Raw genomic sequence first — 12,274 nt, forward strand, 5'->3', positions numbered from 1 at the left:
CAACACATGGATGACGTAGATCGCATGCTGCTGACCGAGCTGCAGCAGGACGCGACTCAGGCGTACGCCGCGCTCGGCAAGGCCGTCGGGTTGTCCGCGGGCGCCGCGCACGAACGGGTCCGCAAACTGCGGGAGCAGGGCGTCATCCGGCGCACGACCGTCGACGTCGACCCGGCCGCGGTCGGCCGGGGAGTGATGGCGTTCGTGCTGGTCGAGGCCAAGTCCTGGATGGGCGATTCGCCGACCAAGGCCGCGCTGGAGGCGTTGCCGGAGGTCGTGGAGGCGCACATCATCGCGGGACCGGCTTCGCTGCTGGTGAAGGTCCGCACGCCGACCACCGAGGAACTGCAGGCGTCATTGCGCAGGCTGTACGCCATCGAAGGCGTCACCGGAACGCAGACGATCGTGGTGCTCGAGTCCTTTTTCGAGCGCTCGGTCGACGTCAAAGGCGACGGTTCGCCAACGCCCCCGTCGCCGCCCGCGCCTTCGCGCTGATCGCCGGATCGAGGTCGACGACCACCGTCTCCGGTCCCGCGCCCAGCTGGGTGTGGACGCGCCCGAAGCCGTCGGACACCGTGGAGTGACCGACCCCGGTCGGCGCCTTCGGGTTCACCCGCGTCCCGCTCGCGGCCGGGTCGGCCTGCCCGCAGCCGACGACCCAGCAGCCGGAGTCGAGCGCGCGAGCGCGCACCAGCACCTCCCACTGCTCGCGTTTGCCCTCGCCCGCGCCCCAGGACGTCGGCACGAGGACGATGTCGGCGCCTTCCTCGGCCAGCTTCCGGAACAGTTCTGGGAACCGGATGTCGTAGCAGGTCGCGACGCCGAACGTGACCCCCTCGGCCTCGAACGTGACCGGCGCCGTCCCCGGTGCGACCGTGTCGGATTCGGCGAACCCGAACGCGTCGTACAGGTGGATCTTGTCGTAGCCGAGGTGATGCCCGCCGCCGGTGACGAGCACCGTGTTGCGCACGCGGCCGTCGGGCGACGGCGTGAACATGCCCGCGACGATCACGACGCCGTGCTCTTCGGCGATGGACGCCACAGTGGACGCCCACGGCCCGTTCAGCGGCTGCGCGAGAGGTTTCAGCGGGACGCCGAAACGCGCCATCGACGCCTCGGGGAAGACCACGAGCCGCGCGCCGCCGTCCACCGCGGCCGCCACACCTTCGCGAATCAGCTTCAGGTTCGTTTCGGGATCCTCGGCCGCTGTGAGCTGGCACAACGCGATTCGCGGCACGGCGGCCTCCCTCATCGTGGGATCGCTGGTCACCACCCCAGTGTGCCTGCTCGGCGCGATCCGGCCACCTCGTACCCTTGAGCCATGCTGAACCGTACCGACCTGCGTGGACAGGTCCCGTCCGTTGCCGAACTCAGGCGCACGCTCCCGCGTGCCGAGTACGACGTGGACGCGGCGCTGCATCACGTACGGCCGGTGGTCGAGGCGGTCCGCGAGCGCGGCGTCGAGGCGGTTCTCGAGTACACCGAGAAGTTCGACAAGGTCCGTCCCGCCGGGGTGCGGGTCGCCGCCTCGGAACTCACCAGCGCGCTGGAGAACCTCGACCCCGCCGTCCGCGAGGCGCTGGAGGAGGCGATCGTCCGCGCGCGGAAGGTCCACGGCGATCAGCGCCGTCAGGACGTCACGACCGAGGTCGTCGACGGCGGCACCGTCACCGAGCGCTGGATCCCGGTCGAGCGTGTCGGGCTGTACGCGCCGGGCGGGCTCGCGGTGTACCCGTCGACCGTGGTGATGAACGTCGTCCCGGCGCAGATCGCCGGTGTCGGCACGCTCGTGGTGTGCTCGCCGCCGCAGGCCGCGTTCGGCGGGCTTCCGCACCCGACGATCCTGGCCGCCGCCGCACTGCTCGGCGTCGACGAGGTGTGGGCCGTCGGCGGCGCGCAGGCCGTGGCGCTGCTGGCGTACGGCGGCACCGACACCGACGGTACGACGCTGGAACCGGTCGACATCGTCACCGGGCCGGGCAACATCTACCTCACCGCGGCGAAACGGCTGCTGCGCGGGATCATCGGCATCGACTCCGAAGCGGGCCCGACCGAGATCGCGATCCTCGCCGACGAGACCGCCGACCCGGTGCACGTCGCCGCCGACCTGATCAGCCAGGCCGAGCACGACCCGCTCGCCGCGAGCGTGCTGGTCACCACGTCCGAGGAACTCGCGGACGCGGTCGACAAGGAACTGACCGGCCGCGTCGCCGCGACCAAGCACGCCGAGCGCGTGACGGAGGCGTTGAGCGGCAAGCAGTCCGGCGTCATCCTGGTGGCAGGCGTGGACGACGGGATCCGGGTCGTCGACGCCTATGCCGCCGAGCACCTGGAGATCCAGACCGCGAACGCGCGGGAGGTCGCCGCTCGCGTGCGCAACGCCGGCGCGATCTTCGTCGGGGCCTACGCGCCCGTCTCGCTCGGCGACTACTGCGCCGGATCGAACCACGTCCTGCCGACCGGCGGGTTCGCGCGGCACTCGTCGGGCCTTTCGGTACAGAGCTTCCTCAAGGGCGTCCACGTCATCGACTACGACGAGGACGCGCTGCGCGAGATCGCCGGCCGCGTCGTCGCACTGGCCAACGCCGAGGACCTGCCCGCGCACGGCGAGGCCATCACGGCGCGGTTCGAGGGGGAGCGGGCATGACCATCGGCGAGGAGATCACGCTCGACTCGCTCCCGTTGCGGGAGGACCTGCGGGGCAAGACCCCGTACGGCGCGCCGCAACTGGACGTGCCGATCCGGCTCAACACCAACGAAAACCCGTATCCGCCGCCGGACGAGCTGGTGGCGGACGTCGCCGAAGCCGTCCGCGCCGAGGCCGCTTCACTGCACCGTTACCCGGATCGCGACGCCGTCGCGCTGCGGCAGGACCTCGCGGATTACCTCGCGGTCTCCACCCGCGTGCTGCTCTCGGAGTCGAACGTGTGGGCCGCCAACGGGTCCAACGAGATCCTGCAGCAGATCCTGCAGGCCTTCGGCGGCCCCGGCCGCTCGGCGCTGGGCTTCGAGCCGTCGTACTCGATGCACCCGATCATCTCGGCGGGCACCCGCACCGACTGGCTGCCGGTGCCGCGCCGCGACGATTTCACCCTCGACACCGAAAAGGCGGCCGCGCTGGTGCGCGAACGCCGTCCGGACGTCGTCTTCGTGACCAGCCCGAACAACCCGACCGGCGGGTCGATCCCGTTCGGTGAGCTGCGCGGGCTGGTCGAAGCCGCGCCGGGCATCGTGGTGGTCGACGAGGCGTACGCGGAGTTCTCGTCGCAGCCGAGCGCCGTCGAGCTGATCGAGGAGTACCCGTCGCGGCTGATCGTGTCGCGCACGATGAGCAAGGCATTCGCCTTCGCGGGCGGGCGGCTCGGGTATCTCGCGGCCGCGCCCGCGATCGTCGACGCGCTGCAGCTGGTGCGCCTGCCGTACCACCTCTCGAAGCTCACGCAGGCCGCCGCTCGGGCGGCACTGCGGCACGCGGACGCGACACTGGCTTCGGTCGCCAAGCTCGCGGCCGAACGTGACCGGGTGGTGGAATCGTTGCTGGGCTTGGGCTTCACCCCGGTCCCGAGTGACGCGAACTTCGTCCTCTTCGGACGCTTCGCGGACGCGCCCGCGACCTGGAAGTCCTATTTGGACAACGGCGTGCTGATCAGGGACGTCGGCATCGAAGGGCATCTGCGGGTGACCATCGGTACGCCGGAAGAGAACGACGCCTTTCTCGAGGCCAGCAAGGAGGTGCCGCGATGAGTCGCGTCGGCAAGGTGGACCGCACCACCAAGGAATCGTCCATTTCGGTCCAGCTCGACCTGGACGGCACGGGGCAGGTGGAGATCGACACCGGTGTCCCGTTCTACGACCACATGCTCACCGCGTTCGGCGTGCACGGCTCGCTCGACCTGAAGGTGCAGGCGACCGGTGACGTGCACATCGACGCGCACCACACCGTCGAGGACACCGCGATCGTGCTCGGCCAGGCGCTGCGGCAGGCGCTGGGCGACAAGAGCGGCATCCGCCGGTTCGGCGACGCGTGGATCCCGATGGACGAAACCCTCGCGCACGCCGCGATCGACGTCTCCGGCCGCCCGTACTGCGTGCACCTCGGTGAGCCGGAGCAGTTCAACAGCTTCACCATCGGCGGGAACTACCCGTTCGTGCTCACGCGGCACGTGTTCGACTCGCTGTCGTTCCACGCCCAGATCGCGTTGCACGTGCGGGTCCTGCACGGCCGGGACCCGCACCACATCGCCGAGGCGGAGTACAAGGCCGTCGCGCGCGCTCTGCGTGCGGCCACCGAGCCGGACCCCCGCGCGGGCGGCATCCCGTCCACGAAGGGCGTCCTCTAGTCATGCGTTTCGTCCTCTGGATGCGGTAGTTGCACGCGCAAGGACCGCATCCAGAGGACGAAACGCGAGGGCAGCCGGGGGCGTCGGGGGCTCGGGCGCGCGGGTGTGGCAAGGTGGCCGCGTGAGCAACTCGACCATCGCCGTGCTGCTGTTCGCGCTCGGCGGCTTCCTGATCGGCGGCGTCTACGCGACCTGGAAGAGCGTCAAGTTCCTGGCCGTCGTGCTGGGCCTTGCCGCCCTCCTCGCGATCGGCGGCGCCATCGCCTGGCTGGCCTGAGGCCGCCGTCCGGTAAATCGCGTGCGCGCCGGGTCGAGGGGCGAGCATGCTTGCGCGCATGCCCCTGAACCCGCGCTCGGTCGACGAGGTCGTCCGGCTCCAGCGAGCCGGGAACCGCGTCAAGTTCCTGTTCTTCTGGGGCCATCAGCCCCGGCGTGACGGCACGATCGGGCCGGAATGCTTCAGCCAGTGGTGGCCCGCCCGGTTCACCGTCGACGGCGGAACCTTCTCGACGGCCGAGCATTACATGATGTGGCGCAAAGCCGTCCTGTTCGACGACGCCGAGAGCGCCGCGCGAATCCTCCGCGCCCGGCATCCGCGTGAAGCCAAGGCGTTGGGCCGGGAAGTGCGGGGATTCGAGCAGAGCCACTGGGAAGACGAGCGCTACGGCATCGTCCTCGACGGAACCGTCGCGAAGTTCGGGCAGCATCCGGAACTGCGTGACTTCCTGCTCGGCACGAAGAACCGCGTGCTGGTCGAAGCCAGCCCACTGGACACGATCTGGGGGATCGGTCTCGCCGCCGACAATCCGCGGGTGGAGAACGCCGAGCACTGGCGTGGCCTGAACCTCCTCGGCTTCGCCCTTGGTGAAGCAAGGACGAAACTCGCACCGGAGACGGCCCGCTCTCCTGCCCTTCAGGGCACCCGCCCGCTGTCAGTATCCGGGCACGATCCGTGGCGGAGGGGAACAGGATGATCCTGGAGCAGGTGGTTTCACGGCATGCCTCGGCGGCGCGCTGTTCGACCGGCTGGTCATGGTCACTCGCTGTGGCTGGCTGTTACCACTGGTGAGGGGTGTGTGGATTTAGGGACGTTCAATGTCCCTAAATCCACACACCCCTCACGCCGGTCATCGCAATTAGTGGACTAAATGCGGAAGCGGGGAAAGCGTCCTTCAGCTCCGGACCAGCTCCCGTTCGTCAGGGGTGTCGAGCTGCTTCGTGAGCTTCTCGCCTTCGACGTCGACGTCCGGCAGCACGCGGTCCAGCCACTTCGGCAGCCACCAGGCGCCACGCCCGAGCAGCGACATCAGGGCCGGCACGATGGTCATCCGGATCACGAACGCGTCCACCAGCACCCCGAAGGCCAGTGCGAACCCGATCGACTGGATCAGCGCGGACTCCGCGAGGACGAATCCGGCGAACACGCTGATCATGATCAGCGCCGCGGCGACCACGACCCGGGAGCCGTGCCGGAAACCGGTCACCATCGCCTGCTGCGGATCGGCGCCGTGGACGTACTCCTCCCGCATCCGCGTCACCAGGAACACCTGGTAGTCCATCGCGAGCCCGAACAGCACACCGATCAGCAGGATCGGCAGCATGCTCATGATCGGCCCGGTCGTCTTCACCCCGAGCAGATCGGTGAGCCAGCCCCACTGGAACACCGCGACCACCGCGCCGAACGTCGCGACCACCGAGCCGAGGAAGCCCAGCGTCGCCTTGAGCGGGACGACGACCGAGCGGAACACCAGCATCAGCAACAGGAACGCGAGCCCGACGATGAGCGCGAGGTAGGGCAGCATCGCGTCGGCGAGCTTCTCCGAGACGTCGATGTTGGCCGCGGTCTGGCCGGTCACCGCCAGCGACGCGCCGGTGGCCGTGCCCAGTCCGGCGTTCAGGCCGCGGATGTCGCTGACGAGGTCTTCGGTCGCGGTGCTGCTCGGACCGCTCTTCGGAATGACGGTCAGCAGCGCCAGGTCACCGCCGCGGTTGACCTTCGGCGGCGTGACGATCGGGCGTTCCTTGAGTCCGCTGATCCCGGCCGCGGCCTGCTGGAGCGCGGCCTGCCGGTCGGTGCTGCCACCGAGGTCGACGACGATCACCAGCGGGCCGTTGGCGCCCTCGCCGAAGCTGCGGCTGACGGTTTCGTAGGCCTTGCGCTGGGTGCTGTCCGGCGCGGCGGTGCTGTCGTTCGGTAGGCCGAGCTGCATGCTCGCGGCCGGGACGGCGACGATCGCGAGTCCGGCGATCGCGGCGATCAGCACCGGGATCCGGTGGCGGGCCACGAAACGCGCCCAGCGTTCGCCGTGTGTCGTCGCGCCTTCCTTGCGGCGCAGGCGGATCTTGCCGCCCGCGAGCTTGCCGCCGGCGAAACCGAGGATGGCGGGCAGCAGGGTGAGCGCGATGACGACGGCGATGGCGACGGTGATCGCCGCGGCGATGCCCATCTCGCCGAGGAACGGGATGCCGACGACGGTCAGGCCGGCCAGCGCGATGATCACGGTCAGCCCGGCGAACACCACAGCGGAGCCTGCCGTGCCGGTGGCGCGTCCGGCGGCCTCCTCCGGATCGCGGCCGATACCGAGTTCGTGCCGATAGCGGGAGACGATGAAGAGCGCGTAGTCGATGCCGACGGCGAGGCCGATCATCAGCGCGAGCACCGGTGTGTTCGTGTTCAGTTCGAGGAAACCGGACGCCGTCGTGATCCCCGCCATGCCGATGCCGACCCCGATGAGCGCGGTCAGCAGCGGGATCCCGGCCGCGAGCAGCGAGCCGAAGGTGATGATCAGGACGACGGCGGCGACGGCGACCCCGAGGCCTTCGGTGGCGTTCGTCGCGGGCATCGCCTGGACGGCGTCACCGCCGAACTCCACGGTGTACCCGGCGGCCTTGGCGGGATCCGCCGCGGCCATCAGGCCCGCACGGTCGGCGTCGGTCAGTTCGAAGCCGGGCACGCGGTAGCTGACCTGCGCCAGCGCCACATGCTTGTCGGGGGAGATCGCCTGCATCTGCAGCGGGTCGACCACGCCGGCGACCTTCGGCGCGTTCTTGAGCCCGGCGACGAGACGGGTGATCGTCGCCTGCCCGGCGGCGTCGGTGATGTCGCCGGGGGCCGAGATGACCACCCGCGCGGTCGCGCCGCCGGCGGCCGCCTCGGGGAACCGGTCCGCGAGCTGGTCGATCGCCTTCTGCGACTCGGTGCCGGGGATGGTCACCGAGTTCGAAAGCTGGCCGGACAGGGTCAGGGCCCCCGCGCCGAGGGCGACCAGGACGGCGGCCCACACCGCCGTCACCAGTGCCCGGCGCCGGAACGAGAACCGGCCCAGGCGGTAAAGGAAGCTGGCCACGAAAGTCTCCCGTTCACTCGATCAGGTTCATTCCAAGCTAGCCGATCGGCTAGGGTCCAACAAGCCGATCGGCAAGTATGTGACTAGCCGCACGGCTAGTACCCGGTTGGCCGTGGACCTACACTTGGCGTAGCCTCCGACGGCTGAATGAGGAGGGAACATGGACGTCGTCCACGTGGAGGACACCCGCACGCGACTGCTCCAGACGGCGTTGCGGCTGTTCACCGAACACGGCGTGGAAGGCACCTCGCTGCAGATGATCGCGGACGCCCTCGGCGTCACCAAGGCGGCCGTCTACTACCACTTCAAGACGAAGGCGGAGATCACCGAATCCGTCGCCGACCCGGTGCTGCGCGAGCTGGAAGGCATCGTCGACGACGCCCGCGCCCAGCGCACCCGCGGCGCGCAGATCGACCATCTGCTGGACGGTTTCGTCGATCTCGTGGTGCGGCACCGCGCGCTGGTCGCGTTGTTCTCCAGCGACCCCGGTATCGCCCGCGCGATCGAGAAGTCCGTGCACAGCTCGGAAACCTTCAAGAACCGGCTGCTGGAGATCCTGGTCGGCCCGGATCCGGACGTCACCGCGATCGTGACCGCGCAGGTGCTGCTGGCGGGGATCGCCATCGCGGGCGGTTCCCCCGAGGTGGCCGTGCTCGACGACGAGACGCTGCGCGAAACGCTCCTCAGTGTCGGCCGCAAGCTCTACAACCGCCCGCGCCGCCGTTCCGGGCCCGCCGCGTGAAGCGAGGGGGCCAAGGCGGGCACCGCCTGCGCTAGGGGCGGCGCAGGAACACCGGCGGGACGGCGGCGGTGAGCCAGACGCCGTTCGCGCTCACCTGGAATTCGTGCCCCGCCCCGGCCATCGCTCGCGCATCGACGGTGAGCACGACGGGGACACCGCGCCGGGCCCCGACGGTCCGCGCGGTGGCCGGGTCCGCCGACAGGTGCACGGCGTGCCGCTTCATCGGCCGGAGTCCCTCGCGCAGGATCGCGTCCAGGAACCGGGACACGGTGCCGTGATAGAGCACGTCCGGCGGGATGGCCGCGGGCAGCGCGAGGTCGACGTCGACGCTGTGGCCTTGGCTGGCGCGGATCCGCAGCCCGCTTTCGTCGAAGGCGAACCGCTGTTTGTCGTTGCCCGCCACGACTTCGTCGAGCTGGGCCCTGGTCAGGTGCAGACCGTTGCGCCGCAGGGCGGCCAGGAGGATGTCCACTTCGACCCAGCCGTCGGGGGTCAGGGTGATACCGAGGTCACCGGGCGCGTGCCGCAGGTGCCGGGAGAGTCGTTTCGAGACTCGGATGAGCTGTCTTTCTTCCATTTCGCGTCCCAGTGACGCATACCCGGCACCCGCGTGGCAACGGATTTCAGATGCCGCCCTCGGCGGCCGGGCGCAGTTTCCCCGCGCCGGGGCCGAACCGGGACATCTGGTCGTCGGCGTTGTAGAGCCCGCAGCTGCGCAAGGACAGGCAACCACAGCCGACACAGCCGGTCAGCCTGTCGCGCAGCCGCTGCAGCGCGTCGATCCGCGCGTCGAGCTCGTCCTGCCAGCCCCGCGAAAGCCGCGCCCAGTCGGCTTTGGTGGGGGCGTGGTCCTTCGGTAAGGTCTCCAGTGCCGAGCTGATGTCGTCGAGACTGAGACCGACCCGCTGCGCGGCCCGGATGAAGGCGATCCGGCGGAGCACCGAACGCGGATACCGCCGCTGGTTGCCCGCCGAGCGCTCCGAGCTGATCAGCCCTTTGTCCTCGTAGAAGCGCAAAGCGGTATGGGGCACGCCGCTGCGGTCGGCGACCTGCCCGATGCTCAGGTGTTCAGCCAGTCTCGTCACGTCGCCAGGCTAGCCTTGACTTCGACCTAAGTCGAGGTTGCACGCTCGATTCCATGACCACCGACACGAAAACCGGCTACGAGGATCTGCCGAGACTGATCTCGTTGATGACCGGGGACGAGAAACACCAGGCCGCGGCCGAGTCCACTGTGGACGTCCTGTGGGTGCTTTACGACCGCGTGCTCGACATCACCCCCGACAACCTCCGTGATCCCGGCCGCGACCGTTTCCTGCTGTCGAAGGGCCACGGCCCGATGGCCTACTACGCCGTCCTGGCGAAGAAGGGCTTCCTCCACGAGGACGAACTCGCCGGCTGGACCTCGGCGGAATCCCGGCTCGGGCACCATCCCGACCGGGCGCGGCTGCCCGGTGCCGAGATCTCCAGCGGCTCGCTCGGGCACGGCCTCCCGATCGCCGTCGGCACCGTGTTCGGCCTGCGCGCCAAGGGATTCCGCGACGCCAGGGTCGTCGCGCTGATCGGCGACGCCGAACTCGACGAGGGCTCGAACTCCGAGGCCATCGCGGTCGCGGGCCGGATCGGCATGCCGCAGCTGACCGTTGTCGTCATCGACAACTCCTCGGCCACCCATGGCTGGCCTGGCGGGATCGCGCGCCGATTCGAGGTCGAGGGCTGGACGACCCGTACCGTCGACGGCCGGGACCACGACGCCCTCTACGCCGCCTTCATCGCACCCCATCCGGACCGGCCGCTCGCCGTGGTCGCGACCGTCGAGCGAAAGGTCTGAACCCGTGGACATGCGCGAAACGTTCCTCAAGGCCACCGCCGAGGTGCTCGACGCCGACCCGAACGTCGCCGTCGTGCTCGCCGACATCTCCGCGGCACAACTCGCCTTCGCCGCGCGGAAACATCCGGACCGCGTGCTCAGCGTCGGCATCCGCGAACAGCTGATGATGAGCACCGCGGGCGGACTGGCGCTGGCCGGGATGCGCCCGATCGTCCACACCTTCTCGTCGTTCCTCGTGGAGCGGGCTTTCGAGCAGGTCAAACTCGATCTCGGCCACCAGGACACCGGTGCCGTGCTGGTGTCCTCGGGTGCCTCCTACGACATGCCGACCGCCGGGCGGACGCATCAGGCGCCCGGGGACGTCGCCCTCATCGACACGTTGCCCGGCTGGACCGTGCACGTGCCCGGTCACCCCGAAGAAGCGCGGCGGCTGCTGCTGGAATCCATCCCGGGCGACGGGCGCGTCTACCTCCGGCTCTCCGCGCAGGAGAACGCGGAACCGCATCTGGGCGCGGGATTCCAGACGCTGCGCGAAGGCGGCCGAGGCGTCGTGGTGGCCGTCGGGCCGATGCTCGACCGGGCGCTGGAAGCGACCGCCGATCTCGACGTGACCGTGCTGTACACGTCGACGATCAGGCCGTTCGACGCCGCCGGGCTGCGGTCGGCCGTCGGCGCCGCGGGCACCGCCGACGTCGTGCTGATCGAGCCCTACCTCGCGGGAACGTCGGCGCACGCGGTTTCGGACGCGTTGTCCGGGACGCCGCATCGCCTGCTCTCGCTCGGAGTCCGGCGCGAGGCCGAGGTGCGGATCTACGGCGAGATGGCCGACCACGATCTCGCGCACGGTCTCGACGCGGGGTCCATCGCCTTGTCGGTCAAGGAATTCCTCCGCTAGGTTCGGGGAATGCCCGCTATCCGCCCGCTCGCGCTCGCGGTCGTCCGCCGTGGTGACGACCTCCTCGTGTTCGAAGGCCGCGACGAGGCCAAGGGGGAGACCTACCATCGGCCGCTCGGCGGCGGGATCGAGTTCGGGGAGACCGCGGCGGAGGCTGTCCGCCGCGAACTGAAAGAAGAACTCGATGCGGAGCTGACCGCCGTCGAACAGATCGCGGTACTGGAGAACGTGTTCACCTTCGAAGGCAGGCCGGGACACGAGATCGTGTTCCTGTTCGCCGCCGAACTGGCCGACAAGGCGTTCTACGAGCGCGACGAGGTCGGCGTCGTCCTCGATGAGGGCGCACGCGTGCACTGGCTGCCGCTGGCCGACGTGGCGAGTGGCAGGGCGATCCTTTATCCGGATGGGCTGGCGGACCTCCTTTCAGCGCAGGCGTGATCGCGGGGTCGGCGTGAGTTCCAAGCGCTGCCAGGGACGTTCGAGCCTGCTCGCGAGTCCGGCACCCGTCCGGTCGAGAAGTTCCCGGTGTTCTTCGGCGGCCTTGGCGAACCAGACGAACACCGTCTCGTCCTCCCGCACGGGCAGCCGGGGGAAGGTGTTCTCGGCGGGCTCGGTCTCGAAGTGGCCGAAGGTCTCCACACCGGACTCCCGCAGGGCCGGAGCCACGGTGTCCGCGAAGTACTCGGAGAACTCCTTCACCGGCCCGGTGGGATGGCAGATGGTCACCAGCACCCGTGAATCGGGTGCGCCGTCCGGAGCGGGGAATCCCGGCCCGGACGGCCGCAGCAGCAGGACGTCGGAAGCGTCGATCATCGTCTCGTTCGCCGCCGGACCGTGTTCGCGCCACACCGGTCCGAAGTAGAACGACTCCAGCGCGGCCCGCCTGGTCTCCATGTCCCGGAAACCGCGCAGCCACACGAACTTGTCCGGCTCGCCCACCTCACGGAACTGGCCGAACAAGCGCATCCCGCAGGCTTCCTGTGTTTCCACGAACTCGCGTTCGAAGAGTTCGATCAGCTCGTCCCGGCGGCCGGGGTGCAGCGTGTACCGGCGCAGCTCGACGACGGACTGGAACTCGGCGGAATCGGTCATGCGGCGGACCCTAGAGGGGCCCACCGA

15 protein-coding genes are annotated in these 12,274 nt (G+C 69.7%); 10 read left to right on the forward strand and 5 right to left on the reverse strand.

Annotated elements, in window-relative coordinates; genetic code table 11:
* Positions 1-6: 6 nt before the first annotated feature.
* The gene (locus tag L324_RS18315) at positions 7-495 is read left to right on the forward strand and encodes an Lrp/AsnC family transcriptional regulator (protein WP_037309525.1); all 489 of its coding nucleotides are present in this window, start codon (positions 7-9) and stop codon (positions 493-495) included.
* Here the strand turns inward: L324_RS18315 and L324_RS18320 are convergent.
* Entirely contained in the window at positions 443-1,237 is a 795-nt protein-coding gene (locus L324_RS18320) for a carbon-nitrogen hydrolase family protein (protein ID WP_037309730.1), read from the reverse strand. The two genes, L324_RS18315 and L324_RS18320, sit on opposite strands and share 53 nt — an antisense overlap.
* Positions 1,238-1,321: 84 nt before the next feature.
* Here L324_RS18320 and hisD point away from each other — a divergent pair, with 84 nt between their 5' ends.
* The 5 genes from hisD (at position 1,322) to ybiA (ending at position 5,314) form a co-directional block, all read left to right on the forward strand.
* On the forward strand, positions 1,322-2,647 hold the full coding sequence (hisD, locus tag L324_RS18325) for a histidinol dehydrogenase (RefSeq protein WP_037309529.1): 1,326 nt from the start codon (positions 1,322-1,324) through the stop codon (positions 2,645-2,647).
* Positions 2,644-3,744: a histidinol-phosphate transaminase gene (locus L324_RS18330; RefSeq protein ID WP_037309532.1), complete on the forward strand. Its 1,101-nt coding sequence runs from the start codon at positions 2,644-2,646 to the stop codon at positions 3,742-3,744. The genes hisD and L324_RS18330 overlap by 4 nt, the downstream gene beginning before the upstream one ends.
* Positions 3,741-4,340, forward strand: a complete 600-nt coding sequence (gene hisB, locus L324_RS18335) for an imidazoleglycerol-phosphate dehydratase HisB (RefSeq protein WP_007029930.1) — start codon at positions 3,741-3,743, stop codon at positions 4,338-4,340. The genes L324_RS18330 and hisB overlap by 4 nt, the downstream gene beginning before the upstream one ends.
* A 121-nt stretch (positions 4,341-4,461) precedes the next feature.
* Positions 4,462-4,617 carry a CG2302 family histidine operon protein gene (locus L324_RS43105; protein WP_162835868.1) on the forward strand — a complete coding sequence of 52 codons (156 nt, stop codon included), beginning with the start codon at positions 4,462-4,464 and terminating at the stop codon, positions 4,615-4,617.
* A gap of 58 nt (positions 4,618-4,675) precedes the next feature.
* Positions 4,676-5,314 carry a riboflavin biosynthesis intermediates N-glycosidase gene (gene ybiA, locus L324_RS18340; RefSeq protein WP_235783566.1) on the forward strand — a complete coding sequence of 213 codons (639 nt, stop codon included), beginning with the start codon at positions 4,676-4,678 and terminating at the stop codon, positions 5,312-5,314.
* 198 nt (positions 5,315-5,512) lie between these two features.
* Here ybiA and L324_RS18345 read toward each other — a convergent pair whose 3' ends face one another.
* The gene (locus tag L324_RS18345) at positions 5,513-7,687 is read right to left on the reverse strand and encodes an MMPL family transporter (RefSeq protein ID WP_037309536.1); all 2,175 of its coding nucleotides are present in this window, start codon (positions 7,685-7,687) and stop codon (positions 5,513-5,515) included.
* 160 nt (positions 7,688-7,847) lie between these two features.
* On the opposite strand from L324_RS18345, the gene L324_RS18350 reads away from it, so the two are divergent.
* The gene (locus L324_RS18350; RefSeq protein WP_037309540.1) at positions 7,848-8,429 is read left to right on the forward strand and encodes a TetR/AcrR family transcriptional regulator; all 582 of its coding nucleotides are present in this window, start codon (positions 7,848-7,850) and stop codon (positions 8,427-8,429) included.
* Positions 8,430-8,460: 31 nt separating this feature from the next.
* Here the strand turns inward: L324_RS18350 and L324_RS18355 are convergent, their stop codons facing one another.
* Complete coding sequence (locus L324_RS18355; RefSeq protein ID WP_037309541.1) at positions 8,461-9,006, reverse strand: RNA 2'-phosphotransferase; 546 nt, start codon at positions 9,004-9,006, stop codon at positions 8,461-8,463.
* Positions 9,007-9,052: 46 nt separating this feature from the next.
* On the reverse strand, positions 9,053-9,514 hold the full coding sequence (soxR, locus tag L324_RS18360; RefSeq protein ID WP_037309544.1) for a redox-sensitive transcriptional activator SoxR: 462 nt from the start codon (positions 9,512-9,514) through the stop codon (positions 9,053-9,055).
* A 53-nt stretch (positions 9,515-9,567) separates the two neighbouring features.
* Between soxR and L324_RS18365 the strand changes: the two genes are divergently transcribed.
* Genes L324_RS18365 through L324_RS18375 form a run of 3 tightly spaced genes read left to right on the forward strand, consistent with a single transcriptional unit; the run spans position 9,568 to position 11,593 of the window.
* Positions 9,568-10,260: a thiamine pyrophosphate-binding protein gene (locus tag L324_RS18365; RefSeq protein ID WP_037309546.1), complete on the forward strand. Its 693-nt coding sequence runs from the start codon at positions 9,568-9,570 to the stop codon at positions 10,258-10,260.
* Positions 10,261-10,264: 4 nt separating this feature from the next.
* Positions 10,265-11,155, forward strand: coding sequence for a transketolase family protein (locus tag L324_RS18370; RefSeq protein WP_037309549.1), 891 nt, complete (start codon positions 10,265-10,267; stop codon positions 11,153-11,155).
* A 9-nt stretch (positions 11,156-11,164) separates the two neighbouring features.
* A complete protein-coding gene (locus L324_RS18375) occupies positions 11,165-11,593 on the forward strand; it encodes an NUDIX hydrolase (RefSeq protein ID WP_037309553.1) in 429 nt (142 codons plus the stop codon).
* Here the strand turns inward: L324_RS18375 and L324_RS18380 are convergent.
* On the reverse strand, positions 11,579-12,247 hold the full coding sequence (locus L324_RS18380; RefSeq protein WP_037309557.1) for an NIPSNAP family protein: 669 nt from the start codon (positions 12,245-12,247) through the stop codon (positions 11,579-11,581). The genes L324_RS18375 and L324_RS18380 overlap by 15 nt on opposite strands.
* Positions 12,248-12,274: the final 27 nt, after the last annotated feature.

The organism is Amycolatopsis orientalis DSM 40040 = KCTC 9412, assembly GCF_000478275.1.
In the GTDB taxonomy this organism is placed as follows: Bacteria; Actinomycetota; Actinomycetes; order Mycobacteriales; family Pseudonocardiaceae; genus Amycolatopsis; species Amycolatopsis orientalis.

Excerpts from the sequence above, each read along its gene's own strand:
- L324_RS18315 (WP_037309525.1), top strand. The coding sequence starts at position 7 with ATGGATGACGTAGATCGCATGCTGCTGACCGAGCTGCAGCAGGACGCG.
- hisD (WP_037309529.1), top strand. The coding sequence starts at position 1,322 with ATGCTGAACCGTACCGACCTGCGTGGACAGGTCCCGTCCGTTGCCGAA.
- L324_RS18330 (WP_037309532.1), top strand. The coding sequence starts at position 2,644 with ATGACCATCGGCGAGGAGATCACGCTCGACTCGCTCCCGTTGCGGGAG.
- hisB (WP_007029930.1), top strand. The coding sequence starts at position 3,741 with ATGAGTCGCGTCGGCAAGGTGGACCGCACCACCAAGGAATCGTCCATT.
- ybiA (WP_235783566.1), top strand. The coding sequence starts at position 4,676 with ATGCCCCTGAACCCGCGCTCGGTCGACGAGGTCGTCCGGCTCCAGCGA.
- L324_RS18350 (WP_037309540.1), top strand. The coding sequence starts at position 7,848 with ATGGACGTCGTCCACGTGGAGGACACCCGCACGCGACTGCTCCAGACG.
- L324_RS18355 (WP_037309541.1), bottom strand. The coding sequence starts at position 9,006 with ATGGAAGAAAGACAGCTCATCCGAGTCTCGAAACGACTCTCCCGGCAC.
- L324_RS18365 (WP_037309546.1), top strand. The coding sequence starts at position 9,568 with ATGACCACCGACACGAAAACCGGCTACGAGGATCTGCCGAGACTGATC.
- L324_RS18375 (WP_037309553.1), top strand. The coding sequence starts at position 11,165 with ATGCCCGCTATCCGCCCGCTCGCGCTCGCGGTCGTCCGCCGTGGTGAC.
- L324_RS18380 (WP_037309557.1), bottom strand. The coding sequence starts at position 12,247 with ATGACCGATTCCGCCGAGTTCCAGTCCGTCGTCGAGCTGCGCCGGTAC.